The sequence below is a fragment of the Desulfosporosinus sp. HMP52 genome (assembly GCF_000765145.1).
Taxonomy (GTDB): Bacteria; Bacillota; Desulfitobacteriia; order Desulfitobacteriales; family Desulfitobacteriaceae; genus Desulfosporosinus.
Genome location: NZ_JMGA01000022.1, coordinates 1 through 17,584, shown reverse-complemented (window position 1 = coordinate 17,584; position 17,584 = coordinate 1). Strand labels below are relative to the sequence as shown.

Sequence of the window (17,584 nt, the reverse complement as noted above, 5' to 3'; positions counted from 1 at the left end):
TAATGCGGACGTGGCTCAGCGGTAGAGCATTGGCTTCCCAAGCCGAGATGCTCTTTTTAAACTGTTTGACCGAACAAACCTAGATATATCAAGGACTTCAGGATTTCCATCAATGGAAAAAATGAAGTTCTTTTTGTTAGTCCGATGTTCCTAATATAGACCATCGGACATGGAATATTGGTTAGTCCGATGTTCCCGAATTGCCCTCCTGAATCAATAGCAGGAGGTTTTTTTATGGCAAGAATTAAGAAGATTCAAGGGTACAAAGGTCTATCATTGGAAAGTTGTCTAGAGCATTTTAGTATATTTAAGCAGGCTCAGGGTGTGTCGGAACGTACAATAAAGGACTACGAATGGCATATTACTCATTTCACAAAGGAATTTCCAGACTGTTGGGGTGATGATATACTTCTTCAGAAAGCAATACTACAATATTTTGCAAATGGTAATAAGCTTGCACCTGCCACCCACAATATAAGACGTAAGTACCTTAATTGCTTCTTAAATTGGGCTGTATTAGAAGGTATCATATCGGTCAATCCAATTGAAAGTATCCCTCAGCGTAGAGAAGAGCCAAGAATACGGAATATTGATGAGCAAAAGCTTCAGGCTTTGTTAAATGCACCAGATAAGTCTACCTATTCAGGACTAAGGGATTATGTCTTATTGTGTCTTAGCATAGATACTGGAATTAGACCAAAAGAAGCCTTGTCGCTGTATCCAGCAAACTTTAATTTACGGTCACTTGAGGTAAACATTCCTGCGAGTGTCGCTAAAACACGTATAAGTAGAACGCTCCCCATTACCCCGCTCACTTCTGAAGGAGTAAGGAAGCTAATATCAGTTAGACCAGAGAGTTGGGGAACTGTTCCCTTATTTGCGACAGCAGAAGGAAAACCAATGAGTACAAGTGCATGGACTCATCGATTAGAGAATTGTTACGGAAAGAAGTTAGGGTTTAAAATTTCATCATACGATTTACGACACGCCTTTGCATTATTATTCTTACGAAATGGTGGACACGCATTTGCCTTGCAAAGAACAATGGGGCATACGGATTTAACCATTACTAAAAGGTATGTTAATTTATCTCAGGATGATTTGCGTTCTCAGCATGCGTTTGCTTCACCATTGAATGGACTTATTCCTAAGAGTAAAAGAGTAAGAAAAATATAGAATGCAGAAGGATAATGGGGAAATGAAGAGAATGTTATCCTTAATATGGTCTTAAAAGGAGAGTTAATATATGGGCTTTTTCTTCAAAAGCAAAGAGGAACGTTTCAAGGAAGAAAGAACTGAAGTGTGGAAAGCCTTTATAAAGGAATTCGGGATTCCTTGTAGAGAGGGAACTTTTGAAAGTAATGATGTATGGGAGTATAGTATTACAGCTCCAAAGGTAGATTATTACTTTGGGTATCCCCCTATTGATACTGCTTTAGAAAGGTTTTTAAGTCAGTGGATAGGATTCTCCAAAAGTTTTTCAAATGTAAATAGTAGTTTCTATATGTGGATAGAAGATAACAAGATTATTCTTTGTCAAGATTGTCCGGGTAATCCAGTAGATGATATTGGTAAGCATTACTTGCTTCTGGACAATATTGTTAGCTTTAGAGTAGAAGGAGAAATGTTCAATCAATTAGAGATTACAGGTGGTGGCGGTGGTGGAAGTTCACTGTCAGGAGCAATAATTGGTGGTATGCTGGCAGGTGGGGCAGGAGCGATTATTGGAAGCAGAAAGGATATGGATAGCATTAAGAGTACGAATACTCTTCTTGATAAGCGAATAACCGAAATTCATTATTCTGAAGATGATAATGAAATTAATATCTATTTTGCTGGGGATATGTACGACCAGTTAATGGGAATAATCCCCAATAAAAACTACAACCGAATTCAGGAAAAATGTCAATCTTCATCTGACCTTCATCAAAAACTTTCTGATTTAAAGAAGCTTAGGAATGGTGATTTAATAACGGAGCAGGAGTATCAAAGAAAAAAGGTTGAGTTACTTAATCAGATATAATTCCCTAAACATATGAACCCAGTGTTCATATGTTTAGGGCTAGAGTGACATACATCCCCTAATAGATAACTAAAGGCAGGACTTTTCTTCCTGCCTTTTTTCATTGTGTAGTTGTGCGTGTTTACTTTTGGGCATCGGTAAAAGGTTCTTAGGACTGTTATTTGTCTTATTGCCATCAATATGATGGACATCCCAACTTTTAGGGAAGGGGTCTGTTTGATAAGCAATATAACGATGCTCAAGAACTCTTCCGTTTTTGTCTGCAAGGGGATGTCCTGGCTTAAATAAAATTATATAACCGTTATTAGTTGGGTATCTACCGTCTCTATTGGCTTTCCAGTTCGGATTATTAGAACCAGATACATCTCTAGATTGCATTAAATAGAATGATGCGCATGAATGACTACAAAATCTTTGGGTTTTTTCGTTACTAGTGAAATCTTGATGACAATACTCACAAACATGATAATAAATTGTCCGTTGTGTGTCTTTACACTTTTGCGAACAATATTTCTTTTGTCTTCCAGTAAGCGAATTTCCACACACAAGGCATTTATGGTTCTTTATCATTTACTACACTCCTATCGTTATTAAAAGCTCAAGAAACAAAAATAAGCCCCTTTCAGGGCTTGAAATAAAAGGCTATTGATTTTTGACAATAATAAAGGGATAACCCTTAGTGGTTATCCCAAATAGATTCTTTATTTCTTTGTTGGCCCGAACTCTCTTAAATCCTAGATTTTCTAGCTCCCCACGAATTTTCCGCAGTTGAATTTCTACTACTTGCCATCTATATTCCTTTGATAATGAATAAGCTAATTCCTTTTCGGTTGTCCATCCCTTATCTGTTATCAGATGCTTAATTGAGCTAACAATCTTTTCGACTCTTTGGTTACTGGCTTTACTTGTTGTCCTATCAAGTGTGGTTGTGATAATTTCACCTGTTTCATAGTCAACAGATTTATATTTAGTTTTCTTGTGCTGTGGGTACATCTTTTGTGCTACTGTTAATCCCTCGGCACGAAAGAATGCTTCATAGGAAGTTGCTTTGATGGTATATCCGTATTTCTTCCAGTTTTCACCCTGATTTTCAACATTCTTCAGATGTTGAAATACCCAAGAAGGAATTGAGTAGAAGTTCACTCTTTTTTCAATTCCTTTATCAATAGAGATAGCCTGCGCTCTTTTAAGCATAGTTGCAGGAATTTTATCGTCATCGAGTTTTCGAATTAAGTCGTGATAAGCTAATACAGTAAGCCTTTGACTAATTCTATTTAAGTGGCTAAATGATACTTTAGTGATTCTTGCAAGCTCGCTTAATGAAACAAAGAAAACCGCATCACCGTCAGAATTCGAGTAATTCTCACCATAGACATTATCTTTTGCTATTCCAATCATTACCACGAACAGTTCTTTCACATGACGAATATTTTTATGAGTCTGTGGACATAATTCTTCGAATTTGTTTAAAGTAAGGCTTTGTAGGATGCTATCTAAGTTAGCCTTTTGCTCGATACTCCAATTGGTTTCTTTAATAGATAGGTTATAAATGTTCTTGATGAAATCAACAGCTCGATACTCACTTTTGAAATTGCCAAGTTTTTCAATGAGTTGTTTCACATTCAAAGTTAATTTACAACAACTACTATTGCATCTATAAAGCCAGATTCCCTCATCGTTACGGAATATACTCGCACTCGGGTTATTGTCTTTATGAAATATACATTTGAATGACGAAGGTTTTTTTAACTCTAATAAGTTAGCCATGTCAATTTCACGGTATACATAGCTCCAAAACTCAGACGCATTTTCAAATACAATAGGCTTATTATTAATCTTTTCTTTTAGATATGCTACATCTCTATCAGCAATTGCTTTTATGTTGTAGGTTGGTCTATCGGGTATATGAGCAACTTCGTTGCTTTGGGTGGACAATATATTAGTTGATATATGAATATCACTTAATTTATTAGCCACCGTTTCCTCAATGGCTTGCGTAGCAAGGCTCATATTAGAATTAACAGCAGGAATTATATATGGTTTAGTCGTAGACCTTTTCATGTTTTCTACCCTAATATCCATAGATAGCTCGATAAGCCTAGAAGCATCTAAGACATTACCACTATCAAATGGTATGCTTTTACCTGCAAAGTAGATTTTGTTTAGATTCTTACAACTGGCATCCGACTCACCAATACATCTCATTAGATACAAATGAATCCTTTTTGCTGTTTGAAAATCTGTGATTTCTCTATCTATGACAAACGCTAATCTAAATTTGTGGTGTTCTTCTGTATGAGAAAATGTAGTATAAATAAAGTTTGGAGTAATATCCAACTCATCGCATCTCACGATGGCTTGCTCAATTGTTAAATTATCATCAACATCTATCATGAACATTTGTTGTGATAACCAAGATTCTTCTTTGCTTCCACAATTGGACGGTCTGATTGTTTTTCCTTGAAGAATATTCTCTTTAATCTCTTTGATGGAATACTCCTGCATTTTTTCGATAGATGTATTATTCATAATTCTTCCTGCATCATTTGGCTTTGAAGAATAGCACTTGCTGTCAAATATGGCTTTGATTTTCATTGTTAGTCCTCCTTAAATACAAAAAGGACTAGGAGTTAGTCCTAGTCCTTGAATGGTTATAGTTGCTTATTAGGTTAAAGATTCTAATAGTTTTTCAAGAGCCTGCGCTCGTTTTTCCCCTAAGTTCCGCTCACCTTTTCTAAAACGTGAGATTAAACTATCAGATACACCAATAGACCTAGCTATGAATACATTTGTTGTTCCGTGTGTTCTCATATACTCGTTTAATCGATTACGAAGCATTGTTGTCATATTTTCACCTCCTAATAGTGGATTTTTATAGACTATTGAGGAAAATAAAAAAAGCCCTGCCGAAGCAAAGCTTTAATATCACTCATCTTATATGTCGATAACCCCTGACTTTTACAACCTATGACCCAAACTTTTTTACGGATAATTTAGAAAGACATAGGAGATAGATTTCAAGGAGATTCTAGTTCAATTACCTCAGTCGATAGTGTTTTTCTGCCTACGCCACTCATGGACACTCGTTTGTATAGTTTGTGTTTGTTTAGCTAGGCAAAGCAAGTATGGAAAGGGTATAGAGAGACTTCTTTAGTCGAATATGGGAAGTATAGAGCTTTAAATTATCGATACTGGAGTCCTACAAGGGGGTTTTGAGCCTGTCTGGGGTTAGTCTGGTATGATTGTACCCCTTGAAACTAAGCTAATGTAAAATTTGATGTTGAAGAGTACATACGAGCAGGTTTAAATAAGGTTGCCATCTATTTTTACGCTCGAATGGTATTATATAGCTGTTTGCGGGTGTATAGAGTGAATATGCCCCCTATGTCCGTTGTTATCTCCGTAGTGATTTGAATTATTAGAGCTTGATTCATGACTACTCCCGCCCCGAAATAGGTTTGATGTATGCTAAAAAAGAGTAAACTAGCCCCATCTCAATAAGACAGGTCATGCAACAAAAGATTTAATAACGAAGGAAGAGAAATAAGATAACTCATTTTTGCCCCCCTTACGGGGGTAATTTTTTTTTCAATATTAACAGTATCAATTGGTATGCCATATGATACACATGTGGCACATTTGAGAATATAGCGTTACCAACACTTCTAAGAACGCACGATTCGTCTCATAAGGTAATAAAGACGCTTCTTAAACGCCTCACTATTATCATTGACCTTATGATACACATGTGATACTATCATCTACAATAATTGTATGTTTTGGAGGGGATTGAGTTATGAATAAGGTTTATGGGTATGCAAGAGTAAGTACAAAGGAGCAAAACTTAGACAGGCAGTTGATAGAGTTAGAGGAGTACGTTGCTAATGAGAGAGATATTATTGTTGACAAGGCAAGCGGTAAAGACTTCAATAGAACTGGATATATGTCACTAAGGGATACTTTACTTAGAGAAGGCGATACACTCGTTATCAAAGAACTAGATAGACTAGGTAGAGATATGACCATGATTAAAGAGGAATGGAACAGCTTGCTTAAAATGGGTATTGAAATTATCGTGATAGATACTCCAATTCTAAACACCAAGGGCAAGGATACATTGGAGAAGAATTTGATAAGCAACATAGTGTTTGAATTACTATCGTATATGGCTCAAAAGGAAAGGGACAAGATTAAATCCAGACAAGCTGAAGGCATTGCAAGATTGAAGGCAAGGAATAACGGTAAGGGCATAGGAAGACCAGTAACAATAGTACTCTCAGACAAGTTCGTAGACGCTTATAAACAATGGAGAGCAGAAGAGATTACCGCAGTTAAAGCAATGGATTTGAGCGGATTATGCAAGGCAACCTTCTACAGAAAGGTAAAAGAATACGAAGCTAAGAATGGAAGATAAGCCTTCTTTGTACATAATCATGACCTAGTCTAACTAAACGCTTATCAAGTTAGTATAATGCTCTTGAAGCGGGTTATTGTGTGGCAGAATTTGCTAATCAAGCGGGCATAGGTCAACTAGAAAACTATGATTTATACGAATTCTTCATTAGAGCAAATGCAGACGAAGAGTAATTTCAATGTAATACGTTTTCCAAACAATATACACAACTAAGTGTTTTTTTACCTTAGGGAGAAGGCATTTTACATTGAAATTATTGCATTCTGCTCCCATGGCGTACAGTAGTTTCAACCTGAAGGTGTTCTGTTATATGTTTTTTGTATTGCTAGGCTATACGAAAAGTTGTGTATCATCTTGGTAAACATTTGTTAGTTCCGCAATTTGTGGGAGGAAACTAATTCCATCTGTCGAAGGAATAGGGAACAAAGAAATATTTAAGAAGAATTGTTTTAATGATAAGGGCAAATAAATTTTCCTATCGTTTAGCAGAACAGGTATTAATTAGTCGTCTAAATCTTAAGCAAGAAATGAAGATATTCTTATCAGTCCTAGTATTGATGCAAAAAAACCTTTCCAGACCACGTTTCAATAAAGTCCTTGAAGAATTATTTACTGCCAAAGGGTGGGAAAGCGAACCATCTGTCTTTAACGAGCCAAATGACCCTTCAGCAAAGTTGGATTTTCTAAAAGACAAGATTGGAATAGAGGTTCAATTTGGACATGCTTCGTTCATAGGCATAGACCTACTTAAATTCCAAGTGGCTTAGTATTCAGGTCTAGACCGAATTGATGTTGGTGTGTATATAGTTACCACAAGGAATTTCCAGTCAAAAATCAAAAAAGAGTATGGGCAAAATTGGGAAGGGTCTTTGACTTATGAAAAGGTTGTTAAGTATATACCCCATTTTAAGAGCGCCATTCAAATACCTTTATATGTCATGGAATCGATGTGTAGATTTTCAAAAGAAAGGAATAAGATTGTGGCAAATAGTAACATTGGCGGTAGAGACAGGAACTGGGTTTCAGAGGGTATTATTGTAGGGACTGCACCCGTGTTTGTATATGCAGTCACATTAACCTACGAGAAAGGCTTTGCAGATTACTTTGGAATGCCAATTCAACTTATTTCTCCAGACATCACGACTATTTTTACAGCTGGGTTAATTCTATTAGGGATACTTTTGTCTGTTTTTGTAATAGGAGATGCCATTTACACATTTATCCCTAATAATAACGGACTTCTTGCAATGCAACTAAAATGGTTATTCCCGATATTCTTTCTTCTAATCATATACGTTAAAATGTTTGGGGCTAACTGGAAAGAATGGATTATGATTTTACTGGTGCTAGCAGGTGTTGTGTTCTTTGTGCTTGTCTTTCCGTTATTAACTCAAAGAAAAACTAAGGGATATCTAAATAAGCTAGAAGCACAAAAAAATATAGACAAAAAGTTTCCATCTATGCTTGACCCATTGGTTAAATTAATTGGTGTGGGAGCGTTAAAGATAGCATTCTTTATTGCATTCATATTATTTTTTGCATATGGTGCTGGAAAAGCATCGGCTTTTAAACAACAGGAGTTCTTGGTTATTCACGGTAAGCCAGATAAAGTAGTTCTACGGATTTATGGAGAAAATCTCATAGTAGCCCAACTTTCGGAGAATCCAAAGGCAATTCTCCCAGTTTATTCTGTAATTAAATCTACAGAAGGAGGGGTTGTTCTTAGCAGAGAAAAAGTAGGCCCACTAAGTTTAGAAGTTAAGTAGCTTTCATCAGCATATGAACACGGTGTTCTGAAGTAACATAACTTACAGTTGTAAATTGATAACCCAAGAATTCATGAAGGACATTGCCAGGTTGTAGAAAGTGTAGAGCATAGTAAATTTGATTAGGTAAAGGGATAACTTCAGAACCGTTTAGTTCGTCCATCAAAAGTGTAGGCGTCATGGAAGATAACCGAACTTACGAGGAGTCCCATTATCTTAAGAACGGTTACTTAGTGAAGATGCCATGACTTAGATTGAACAAGACTCTCCTATAACTTTCTGGATAAAATACCCTGTAGGATTATCAATGAAGTGTAGGGGTTAAGAATTTCTTCTCAGCCTTGACTAAAGTAATCTAATGTTTTAATATAGATGTACAGGCGGGGTAGCCGATGGTCTTAAAATATTCGTGATATCGGAAACCCTTGATAAATCAGGCGGACGTGGCTCAGCGGTAGAGCATTGGCTTCCCAAGCCGAGGATCGCGAGTTCGAATCTCGTCGTCCGCTCCAAACAGTAATAGCAAGGGTCTCACGATTTTCAGCGAATGAAAACGTGAGGCTTTTTTGTTTAGGCCGAGGCTCTGAACGTGGTATCTCGGACTAGGCGATTTTGACTACGCCGAGGCTCAGTTAACGCCCATTTCTTGCAATAAATATTTTGCAGGAGTGATGTTAAATGGCAGGGCTCAGACTTGATGGAATGAAGTTTTTAACGCGAGAAGAGTGTATAAAGGACTTTACGTTATTCAAATTAGCTCAGGGTGTTTCTGAACGCACGATAAAAGATTACGATTGGCACCTAGGGCATTTCTTTAAGGAGTTTCCTGAGGGGTGGGTGGATTATGCCATAGTCAAGAAGGCAGTCATTCGTTATTTTGCCAATGGAAATCATTTAGCTCCAGTTACACACAATATAAGACGTAAATATCTAAAGTGCTTTTTCACTTGGACAGTACAAGAAGGCATATTGAGCGCAAACCCAGTTGATGGCATTCCACAACATAGAGAAGAGCCAAGGGTAAGAGAAATAGACGAGATCAAACTCAAAGAATTGATAGCTGCGATTTGGTAATTATATACTAAATTTGTATTATAGAAGGAATTTATGAGAACTATGTAGAATTTAACATTATTGAAGGAGGGGACATAGTTTGACGCACGAAGTTTTAACTAAGCCGAACTATTTAGAATATTGTGTATACTGGAAGGTTGTTTCTGGGAGAAAAGTATGGAAATCTACAGATGGGACGAGACTATATACATGGGATGAATTGCATGGGGAAATAGAGGTATTTAACGCACGTGGAAAACATTTAGGATCTGCCGACAAGATAACTGGTGAAATAATTAAAGATGCAGTGAGAGGAAGGAAGTTATATGTCTAAGAAAAGTTTTATACAGGATTGTATAAATGCAGATGCGTTATTAGAAGAAATTGATGACTACATTGATTTTTGGCATGATAATGATATTGAAGCCACAATTTATGAATTTTTAGGTATGAGTCAGAAAGAATATAGAATGTGGGTCGAAAATGATAAGATACTTAAATATATTTTTACTGCTCATGTTGAAAACAAGGATATAGACGATGTATTGTCTCAAGAGTATAATGGTGGATTGAAAATGGTAGCTAGGGCAAAAACCCCTGGCGAAGCGAAGTTTATTTATAACTGGTTGGTAAGAACAGGGAGAATTGAGGAAAACTAGTATATGTATGACGAAGAAATAGCGAGAAAACGTGCAAGGAGATTTTTCCAAGTAAAAAATTTATCATTACCAGTTGATATTGAAAAGATTGTTAAAGAATATGCAGATATAGAGGAAGACTACATTCCTTATGATGGTGATGCTATCTGTATAAATCGTGAAGGTAGACCATTGATTATATTGAGAAAAAATGTCTCTGAAAATAGGAAAAGATTTACCCTAGCCCACGAGTTAGGACATATTCAAATACCTTATCATACAGGAATGTTATCATGTCACACAAATGATGGCGTAAGAATTGATTCAAGTAAATACTATCAAATGGAAAGAGAAGCGGACACATTTGCTGCTGAGCTCTTAATGCCTCAATCTTGGCTCAGAGAATTAGTCAACATGAAGACGAATATAATTGACATGAAAAGATTAATCAATATAATATGCGAACAAGCCCAAGTATCATTTTCAGCTGCAGTATATAACTTAATAAACGTTTTACCTAAGGGTTTTATAATTTATTTAGAAAATAAAATTGAGGATTATTATCAAAGAAAATCAGGTGATACACTACAACCAGTATTTCTAAAGGACGACCTTGAATGGGTATCGTTCAATTCTTTGCAAAATGGATTTATTGAGCATGAAATTTTAAATGTTTATTGGTTCTTCTATAAAGATATATTGGATGAAGAAGTGATAGATAGCTGTATTCGTAAATATCTAGAAAAATATAAGTTATCTAAAGTTTTAAATGAAATAATTAATATGCAAAACTATAGTATTGCTTTTAGCTTAAGATTATTGTTAGATAAATTACCATCTGGATATATTATGAAAATATTATTTAAACCAACAGAAACTTATGATTACTTAACATCGCTTGAAACATATGTATATCCTCCTAGACTAGAGAATTTAGATAATTGGTATAATGAATATTGCCAAGACTCAGGTAAATACGAAGATAAAAATCTACAAATAAAATGGTGGTATTTTAAAACTTCTTTTGACCTTAAACTTAATATTGAAGATAAGCGCGATTCAAGAACTATACTAAAAAATATTATAGATAATTGGCATTTAGAAATTGAAAGCAAAAGGAGAGTTTATGGTATTGTTAATGGAATTATTGGTAGTCTTAATAATAATCGAAATAAATTTGAACGAGAGCAATTCTATAGTATTTTGAAGCAGAAATTTTTAGGTATAGAAGAACTTATATTTGTAATAGAACATAGAGACTTTAATCAATATCTAGTAAAAAAGACTCTAGAGTTGTATGAGAAATAAATTAATTAACTTTACGTTATCGGATGATACAGAAAGAACCGTGTTCACAGCGAGAGGGGCGGTATTTCTAAGTCCTTTGTATAAAATATTATTCTTATCCTATTTGATTCGGGGATTGTTCGCTGATAAAATATTTGTTATTTAATGTGACTTGTAAATCCTGGTGTTTTTAAATAAGCCGAAAATTCATTAATTACAAGACCTAATTTTGCTGTTCAGTTTTAGAATACAACTAACTCAATCAACTTTAATCATAACCAGAGGGTCCGATCTTAAGAGCTAAAAAATTCATAAAACCGTTTGGTTACATTCTTTACGTAACTTTTACATAAATAGGGTGGCATGTACCGTTATAAACCATAGATACCGCGGATGGTAACACTGTGATATTTAGAATCTACATCAGTTTTTCCTTTGCACTAGGCATACGCTAAATGGAATAGCGGTATTTCTTAGCTTAGGTGGCTTCTACCAGATTAATGTGTGGGTAGCAATCAATTATTTGATCAGTTATCATATTATAGATATTGTCTTTATAAGTTTTACGTACCCACAGTAATAACCAATAAGTAACATTAGTGTTTATTGTTGGCACGTAAAATAAAACCTATAACGTCTTAACAACTGTATCGACGAATGAAACGTCCCTTCTCACATTCTCTTGCCTATCCACATCGTCAATTATGCGCATGTTAAATCGAATGAGGTAAAGACTTATCTTATCGCTCCTTATTTATTTATCGTGGTGCATCGTTCCAGAGTACAATAGGCGCAGGGTATTATAAGGGTAGGGGTAATTCTTAGCTTGGGGTGGCATTCCCCTCAATGAAAAAGACATTCCTTTTACGAGAATGCCTTATCGATTGCCTCTTCTAAATCCTCTTCAGTTGGCTTAGAATATCGTCGGGTAACATTTATATCAGCATGTCCACACAGATCAGCTACAGTGGAGAGATCAATTCCTTTGTTAACCAGTTCCCGTGCAAAGGTATGTCTTAGAGCATGAGGGTGCACACCGTAATTACTCAGCATATGTTGGACCGCTCTCACACTGATCCTCTGGCGGAAATTCGAGAGAAACAATGCTGGATCATTATCATCTCTAGTATCGAGGTATTTAGACAAGTATAAACGGGTCGCTGCTGAGAGTGGAACACGTCTGGATACATTTCCCTTACCGTTACGGACTGTGAAAGAACCAGACCGTTCTCCCGTTACCACATCTGATCGATTAAGTGCAACAAGCTCAGATACACGTATGCCAGTTCGAATAAGTAGGTTCACTATGGCAATGTCGCGGGGATTATCGTTCCTCTCAACTCCATGAAGAAGGTTATTTCGTTCAGTATGTTCTAACGATTTAGGAGCAATATTCCTAGCTTGTCGGCTTTGTGGTGATCGAATATTCTCGATTATATTGGAGCTTCCGATAAAACGAGAAAATTGAGATATGGCAGCAAATCTGTTATTGATCGTACTGGCACTGTTGCCCTTTGACTCTAAGTATTGGACAAATAGTTGAACATCTAATCGAGTAAGTTTAGCCAGATTTCCATCGTTGTCGATGAGCCAATCGTTGAACATTTTTAGTGAGTGCCTATAGTTTTTGGCCGTCAATTGACTCTTGCCTTTGTCCAAAATGTAAACCAGAAAATCATCAATGACTTTTACGACACTTTTTTCGTCCATTAGAGCACCTCTTTTGCAACGTTTAGGGCTTTATTATAACATTGAGTGTCGTATAACTCAATTTATACGACACTTGTAATTTTCCGTTCTTCACTTTATTCTTCTTTAGCAAAGACCTCTTGGAGTGTATAAACAACTGTTTCTTCAGAAGTATTAATATTTGTTCTAATCGTGCTCTCTATTTCCGCCGTAATTAGCATCGGGACCTCGAATTTGTAACCTTTTGAAACGTATTTGACTATTTCATTAGATAAACCGCCTGAGTAATCATTACCATCTTCAGATTCAATATAAAATGTTTTCCTTTTTAAGTTAACTGCAACTAATGTGCCTACTACCTTAATAATTCTAGTTGTCTCTAATGTTTGGTCGATAAATTCATATGCATCTCTTATTTGCTTATGTGTTAATAAAACAGATAATTTCTCTTTGTTGGGAGATGCCCATTCGACATTAAGTTCTGTCTCGGTGTTTTGAAAGATTCCTAAGAACTTTTTATAGTTCAAAATTGCTTTACTGTTAATAGTTTTTAGTTTATCGGATAAAAGTTCTCTTTCTTTACTATCTCCAAATAATTCGGCCAATTGTTTGATTGTAGCAGTTGCGGGAGTATATCTGAAAAGGTTAGCAGTTTCTTTTGACTTTATTCGTATTCCAAAAGAAGATTTATATAATGATGTAACATGTAAAGTATTATCTTCAATAACATTTATCGGCGGACGACCGTTGATAGACCGCCATCTCGGATCAAATGCGAATATAGTATGTTGTATAGCTGAAAGAGTATCAGCAAAGATTTGGCAACTTATCTCACAGTGGTTTTCACCAATTATGGCAATGTCTAAAACATCTCTGCCCGTATCTAAAGCTTCTTCCTGAGTTATTAAAGGTCGATCCGGTAACTCTGTAAAATTTCTATTACATTCTATTCTGTTATTAATGGTAATAATAGAATCTTCTTGAGGCAGATATTCCTCAGGTATATCTATACATGACAAAATTTTAACGCTTGAAGTTAAACTTTCTGCTACGGGTAGATGTATTTCATAGACATACCCATCTTCAGCATTACGAATCGCATCTCTGATAGATAGTAAACCCTTCTTGATTTCAGAAACTCTCATGTAATTAACTGGAATAAACAGCCAAAGGTCGGTTTCTTCTAATTCGTCCACTAAAAAAGCGAGGAACTTATTAGCACTATTGTGACAAGTGAAAATTCTAGGGCCATCATAGTTAAAAAGAATATCAATAATCTCTAATTTTCCTAGAGGTGTAAAAAGTGCTCCATTCATTATATGTCCACCCCTATTCTCAAAACCTCGTTAAATAGGGTATGAGGATGAACCCCCATATATGTCCACCAGTTAATATGAGACTGACCTACATTAGTACTTGGATCCATCTTAATTCTTCCGCTTTGTTTTGTTATATAACCAACTGCTACTTTATCTAATTTTTTCATTCCAATTAACGAGAAAAATTTTCTCGCAATGTGTGTGTCTTCCGGTCTTCCAAGAATAGACAATGCTAGTTCTTCACAAGTGCTTTGGGTGTAGAGCCTACGTCTAATTGCTTTCGGGATAAAATCCTTTTCTCGAATGATATTTGATTCAATTAACCTATAGACTTTGAAATTTTCTTCCCTTGCATCAGTGGGTGGACACGAATTTGGATAAAAATTAGGAAAAAAGCCGTTACTAGAATTAGTTACCATTTAATCCACCTTCAATACATTTCATAGAATTTTTTACTTTGATTAGTTTCAATTCTCTATAAAATATTAAAATCCTCCTTCAAAATGTAGTGGTGTTACCTGATTTTCTTGAAAGTCAAAGCAACTATCTTAAAAGTATTTCCATATTATTAGAGACAGGGTGATAAATACATTTAACTATACTGGATCAGTGGGTTTAGTTTAGACATTTATCAGATGTAATCACCAGCCAAATGACCAGATTTTATTGGTTATGAATTAATATCACTAACTAGGAGTAATTTTGAACAATGCCCAAGATATGACTAGCAACCGACCTGGGTAATTACTTCTAGTTATCGACTGCTTACTCACTTTACTATACTAAAGCAAGCGTGCTATTTTGATAGACAATTAGCCACCATTCGAATGTCACACTTACGTAGGGAGTCCGGACGTTCTGAAAGTTTAGAGCTAATTTTAATAGAAATGTAACTATAGCAGGATTATTAAGGAATCATGTTGAAAGTTAATATTATTAATACTGATACAGCAGGGATAACGAAAAATTCTAAAAACTGAGCGATTACGGGAAAAAAATGCTCTAAAAATAATAAATAAGGGTGGAATAAAATATGTTTGAAACAGGGTTTGATCCCTTAAATGCAAAATATGATGGCAAAGAAGAAGTTGTAATTAAATCTTTAAAAAGAGAGATTTTAAATATTCTTAGTTCATATTTTGGATGGTTTGATCCGTTCTGTGAACTGATACAGAATGGATTAGACGCGGTAGAAGAAAGATCAAAAAATGAAAATACCCAATATATACCTATGATAAATATTTTAATAAACATGAAAGAAAATTGTATTGCAGTAACTGACAATGGTATAGGGTTTGAAGAACAACAATACAGAAAATTTCTTGCTCCGAACTTTTCGTTTAAAAGCGGAAAAACGCGTGGACATAAAGGTGTTGGATCAACTTATTTAGCATATGGTTATAATTATATTCAAATAAGCACGAAGTCTCCAACATTTGAGGCAATCGGTAAAATGCTAAATGCAAGAAAATGGCTTGATGATGAAAATCCGGCAGGAAATCCAACAGTATTGCCTGATAAAGATGATACGGTTGATACCTTTTTTCATGGGATCGATAGAGGGGTTTCAATTTGCATAAAATACGATTCTTCAACATATCCGAAAGATTTGTCTTGGATGAAGATAGACAAAGCAGATAGTTGGTTAAAAATGTTGCGTATTAAGACTGGGCTAGGGGCAATAAAAGAAAATGATAAGATTAAGGTTATGGTTACTGTTATAGATAAAAATAATCATATAACTAATACAGAAATGCAAGGTATAAAGTATTTATGGATAAATGATATTGTTGATAAGACACAAAAATTTACAGATATAGAAATTAAATGTGATGAGTTATATAAAAAGAAAGGATCGGATTATAAATTACCTGCTAAATATTTGAATCTAAATGCAATTTATGATAAATGGGATTATACTCGATTGGAAAATGAAATAACATTAGAAAAAGATGAAATGGACATTTTAAATAATTATAAGCCTATAGTATACTTTTGTTATGTATATTCATTAAAAATATGGCAAAAAATTAATGAACAAATTGGGTTAAGGAACGGGGTAAATGCTTTATACGGGGGGGTACAGTTAGCGGCTAATAATATGACTCAAGGTGAATTAGTTCAGATTCCCCTTAATAGAAATACTGGACGTCAGTATCAAGCTCATGTTGTCGTTCATTTTGATAATTGTAGTGCTGATTTAGGACGAAAGGGTTTCCAAAAGGATATTACCGATTTTTCTAAAAGTATTTCTAAAAAAATCTTAGACGGTCCAATACAAAAAATGAAAAAGTGTTTTAGAAGTAATACAGGTGTGGCTCCAGACTTAATGAGAGAACAGAACCTGGATAATTGGAAGAAGATAATGATTCAACATGAGGATAATAATCCTTTGGTTTTAGCCAATGATAATTTCTTTGTCCCATTAAGAAAAATTTCAATAACTTCAATACCTACAAGAGAGCAAGATGTAATAGCATTGTTTAATCAATTAATTGCTGGTGGAGTTATTAGGGGAATACAGATAATGTCTACAAATGAAAGATTCACATATGATGGGTTATATAAAGTATCAATCGAAGAGCCTGGAGAAAACCATACATATGATAAGAATACAAATCCATTAGGCATTGAAAAAGAGTATGTTACGGAAATAATTAATAAATATCCTGACGGGTTTCATTCCCACCCTAAAGTGCTAGAATATAAATTTTCTTTAGATGGTTTAGTTGAAGATATACAGAGTGGTGTTAAAAATTCAAATGATATTGGATTGGTTGTAGCTTGGGAAGTTGGAGAGATGTTTAAGGAAAAATTCTTTATTACTTCAATGCTAATACAAGAAAATATTCATCTAAGACAATATCATGGTGTTACACATAAGTTATTAGATATATCAACCAATGAACCTGTAATGGATTTAATTCTATTAAGTTATTTAATTCAATATTTAAATGATCAAGAAGAATGTATTAAGAGACAAGAAGAACTTTACGAAGAGTAACTACCTATTACCAAAACTTGAAAACTAATTTCCCTCAAATTGTCTAAAAGTACGAAATGTCTAACAATGGCCTGCTTGTGCGTTGGTATTCCGCACAGCTTGTTAAAGCCGAAAAAAATGTCGTAAAACGTGTAGACTGTTGGTACAGGAGGATTTGAGGGATTGTGACCTCAAACTGGCTTCCCAAGCCGAGGATCGCGAGTTCGAATCTCGTCGTCCGCTCCATAAGAAAACATAGACACCGCAAGGGATTGCGGTGTTTTTATGTTTTTGATTAGCTCTTTTTGACGACAACCAGAGTTTTTTAAGCAAAAAGAGAAGCGCTGAGGATAACCTCAGCGCTGCAGCTTGTAGACAAAAGAGGAAACACCTGTTGATTGTCAATGAAAAT

At 35.2% G+C, this 17,584-nt stretch carries 14 protein-coding genes, 1 tRNA gene and 1 pseudogene; 10 read left to right on the top strand and 6 right to left on the bottom strand.

All coding sequences use genetic code 11. The features are described from left to right. The first annotated feature begins 234 nt into the window (after positions 1 to 234). Both DP73_RS10000 and DP73_RS22025 read left to right on the top strand, forming a co-directional pair. Complete coding sequence (locus tag DP73_RS10000; protein ID WP_052090546.1) at positions 235 to 1,176, top strand: site-specific integrase; 942 nt, start codon at positions 235 to 237, stop codon at positions 1,174 to 1,176. 70 nt (positions 1,177 to 1,246) lie between these two features. After that, on the top strand, positions 1,247 to 2,023 hold the full coding sequence (locus DP73_RS22025) for an SHOCT domain-containing protein (protein WP_052090544.1): 777 nt from the start codon (positions 1,247 to 1,249) through the stop codon (positions 2,021 to 2,023). Between the two features lie 69 nt (positions 2,024 to 2,092). Here the strand turns inward: DP73_RS22025 and DP73_RS22020 are convergent, their stop codons facing one another. The 3 genes from DP73_RS22020 to DP73_RS09980 form a co-directional block, all read right to left on the bottom strand. Then, positions 2,093 to 2,593 carry an HNH endonuclease gene (locus tag DP73_RS22020; RefSeq protein ID WP_052090543.1) on the bottom strand — a complete coding sequence of 167 codons (501 nt, stop codon included), beginning with the start codon at positions 2,591 to 2,593 and terminating at the stop codon, positions 2,093 to 2,095. A 72-nt stretch (positions 2,594 to 2,665) separates the two neighbouring features. Then, positions 2,666 to 4,618 carry a hypothetical protein gene (locus DP73_RS09985; RefSeq protein WP_034599241.1) on the bottom strand — a complete coding sequence of 651 codons (1,953 nt, stop codon included), beginning with the start codon at positions 4,616 to 4,618 and terminating at the stop codon, positions 2,666 to 2,668. 69 nt (positions 4,619 to 4,687) lie between these two features. Beyond that, entirely contained in the window at positions 4,688 to 4,870 is a 183-nt protein-coding gene (locus DP73_RS09980; protein ID WP_034599240.1) for a helix-turn-helix domain-containing protein, read from the bottom strand. 949 nt (positions 4,871 to 5,819) lie between these two features. Between DP73_RS09980 and DP73_RS09975 the strand changes: the two genes are divergently transcribed. The 7 genes and pseudogenes from DP73_RS09975 to DP73_RS22015 all read left to right on the top strand — a co-directional run bounded on the left by DP73_RS09975 (position 5,820) and on the right by DP73_RS22015 (position 11,202). Further along, the gene (locus tag DP73_RS09975) at positions 5,820 to 6,437 is read left to right on the top strand and encodes a recombinase family protein (RefSeq protein WP_052090541.1); all 618 of its coding nucleotides are present in this window, start codon (positions 5,820 to 5,822) and stop codon (positions 6,435 to 6,437) included. Between the two features lie 452 nt (positions 6,438 to 6,889). Continuing rightward, positions 6,890 to 8,203: pseudogene (locus tag DP73_RS22490) on the top strand (BglII/BstYI family type II restriction endonuclease). A 437-nt stretch (positions 8,204 to 8,640) separates the two neighbouring features. Then, a tRNA-Gly gene (locus DP73_RS09965) sits at positions 8,641 to 8,715 on the top strand. Between the two features lie 166 nt (positions 8,716 to 8,881). Beyond that, on the top strand, positions 8,882 to 9,277 hold the full coding sequence (locus DP73_RS09960; RefSeq protein WP_052090540.1) for a hypothetical protein: 396 nt from the start codon (positions 8,882 to 8,884) through the stop codon (positions 9,275 to 9,277). 79 nt (positions 9,278 to 9,356) lie between these two features. Next, positions 9,357 to 9,590, top strand: coding sequence for a colicin E3/pyocin S6 family cytotoxin (locus DP73_RS09955; protein WP_034599239.1), 234 nt, complete (start codon positions 9,357 to 9,359; stop codon positions 9,588 to 9,590). Next, positions 9,583 to 9,915 carry a hypothetical protein gene (locus DP73_RS09950; protein ID WP_034599237.1) on the top strand — a complete coding sequence of 111 codons (333 nt, stop codon included), beginning with the start codon at positions 9,583 to 9,585 and terminating at the stop codon, positions 9,913 to 9,915. The genes DP73_RS09955 and DP73_RS09950 overlap by 8 nt, the downstream gene beginning before the upstream one ends. Before the next feature lie 3 nt (positions 9,916 to 9,918). Next, positions 9,919 to 11,202, top strand: a complete 1,284-nt coding sequence (locus DP73_RS22015; RefSeq protein ID WP_052090538.1) for an ImmA/IrrE family metallo-endopeptidase — start codon at positions 9,919 to 9,921, stop codon at positions 11,200 to 11,202. Positions 11,203 to 12,045: 843 nt separating this feature from the next. On the opposite strand, the gene DP73_RS09940 is transcribed toward DP73_RS22015, so the two are convergent. The 3 genes from DP73_RS09940 to DP73_RS09930 all read right to left on the bottom strand — a co-directional run bounded on the left by DP73_RS09940 (position 12,046) and on the right by DP73_RS09930 (position 14,608). Beyond that, on the bottom strand, positions 12,046 to 12,891 hold the full coding sequence (locus tag DP73_RS09940; protein ID WP_034599235.1) for a tyrosine-type recombinase/integrase: 846 nt from the start codon (positions 12,889 to 12,891) through the stop codon (positions 12,046 to 12,048). Positions 12,892 to 12,986: 95 nt separating this feature from the next. Next, positions 12,987 to 14,186 (bottom strand): DUF6575 domain-containing protein, encoded by a 1,200-nt coding sequence (locus tag DP73_RS09935; RefSeq protein WP_034599233.1) that lies wholly within the window; start codon positions 14,184 to 14,186, stop codon positions 12,987 to 12,989. Beyond that, positions 14,186 to 14,608 (bottom strand): hypothetical protein, encoded by a 423-nt coding sequence (locus DP73_RS09930; RefSeq protein ID WP_034599232.1) that lies wholly within the window; start codon positions 14,606 to 14,608, stop codon positions 14,186 to 14,188. The genes DP73_RS09935 and DP73_RS09930 overlap by 1 nt, the downstream gene beginning before the upstream one ends. 614 nt (positions 14,609 to 15,222) lie before the next feature. Between DP73_RS09930 and DP73_RS09925 the strand changes: the two genes are divergently transcribed. Next, entirely contained in the window at positions 15,223 to 17,193 is a 1,971-nt protein-coding gene (locus DP73_RS09925; RefSeq protein WP_034599230.1) for an ATP-binding protein, read from the top strand. Positions 17,194 to 17,584: the final 391 nt, after the last annotated feature.

What these genes read in the sequence shown, in the direction of transcription:
- DP73_RS09985 (WP_034599241.1), bottom strand. Translation starts at nt 4,618, where the DNA reads ATGAAAATCAAAGCCATATTTGACAGCAAGTGCTATTCTTCAAAGCCA.
- DP73_RS22020 (WP_052090543.1), bottom strand. Translation starts at nt 2,593, where the DNA reads ATGATAAAGAACCATAAATGCCTTGTGTGTGGAAATTCGCTTACTGGA.
- DP73_RS22025 (WP_052090544.1), top strand. Translation starts at nt 1,247, where the DNA reads ATGGGCTTTTTCTTCAAAAGCAAAGAGGAACGTTTCAAGGAAGAAAGA.
- DP73_RS09950 (WP_034599237.1), top strand. Translation starts at nt 9,583, where the DNA reads ATGTCTAAGAAAAGTTTTATACAGGATTGTATAAATGCAGATGCGTTA.
- DP73_RS09940 (WP_034599235.1), bottom strand. Translation starts at nt 12,891, where the DNA reads ATGGACGAAAAAAGTGTCGTAAAAGTCATTGATGATTTTCTGGTTTAC.
- DP73_RS09925 (WP_034599230.1), top strand. Translation starts at nt 15,223, where the DNA reads ATGTTTGAAACAGGGTTTGATCCCTTAAATGCAAAATATGATGGCAAA.
- DP73_RS09935 (WP_034599233.1), bottom strand. Translation starts at nt 14,186, where the DNA reads ATGAATGGAGCACTTTTTACACCTCTAGGAAAATTAGAGATTATTGAT.
- DP73_RS09930 (WP_034599232.1), bottom strand. Translation starts at nt 14,608, where the DNA reads ATGGTAACTAATTCTAGTAACGGCTTTTTTCCTAATTTTTATCCAAAT.
- DP73_RS09975 (WP_052090541.1), top strand. Translation starts at nt 5,820, where the DNA reads ATGAATAAGGTTTATGGGTATGCAAGAGTAAGTACAAAGGAGCAAAAC.
- DP73_RS22015 (WP_052090538.1), top strand. Translation starts at nt 9,919, where the DNA reads ATGTATGACGAAGAAATAGCGAGAAAACGTGCAAGGAGATTTTTCCAA.
- DP73_RS10000 (WP_052090546.1), top strand. Translation starts at nt 235, where the DNA reads ATGGCAAGAATTAAGAAGATTCAAGGGTACAAAGGTCTATCATTGGAA.
- DP73_RS09960 (WP_052090540.1), top strand. Translation starts at nt 8,882, where the DNA reads ATGGCAGGGCTCAGACTTGATGGAATGAAGTTTTTAACGCGAGAAGAG.
- DP73_RS09980 (WP_034599240.1), bottom strand. Translation starts at nt 4,870, where the DNA reads ATGACAACAATGCTTCGTAATCGATTAAACGAGTATATGAGAACACAC.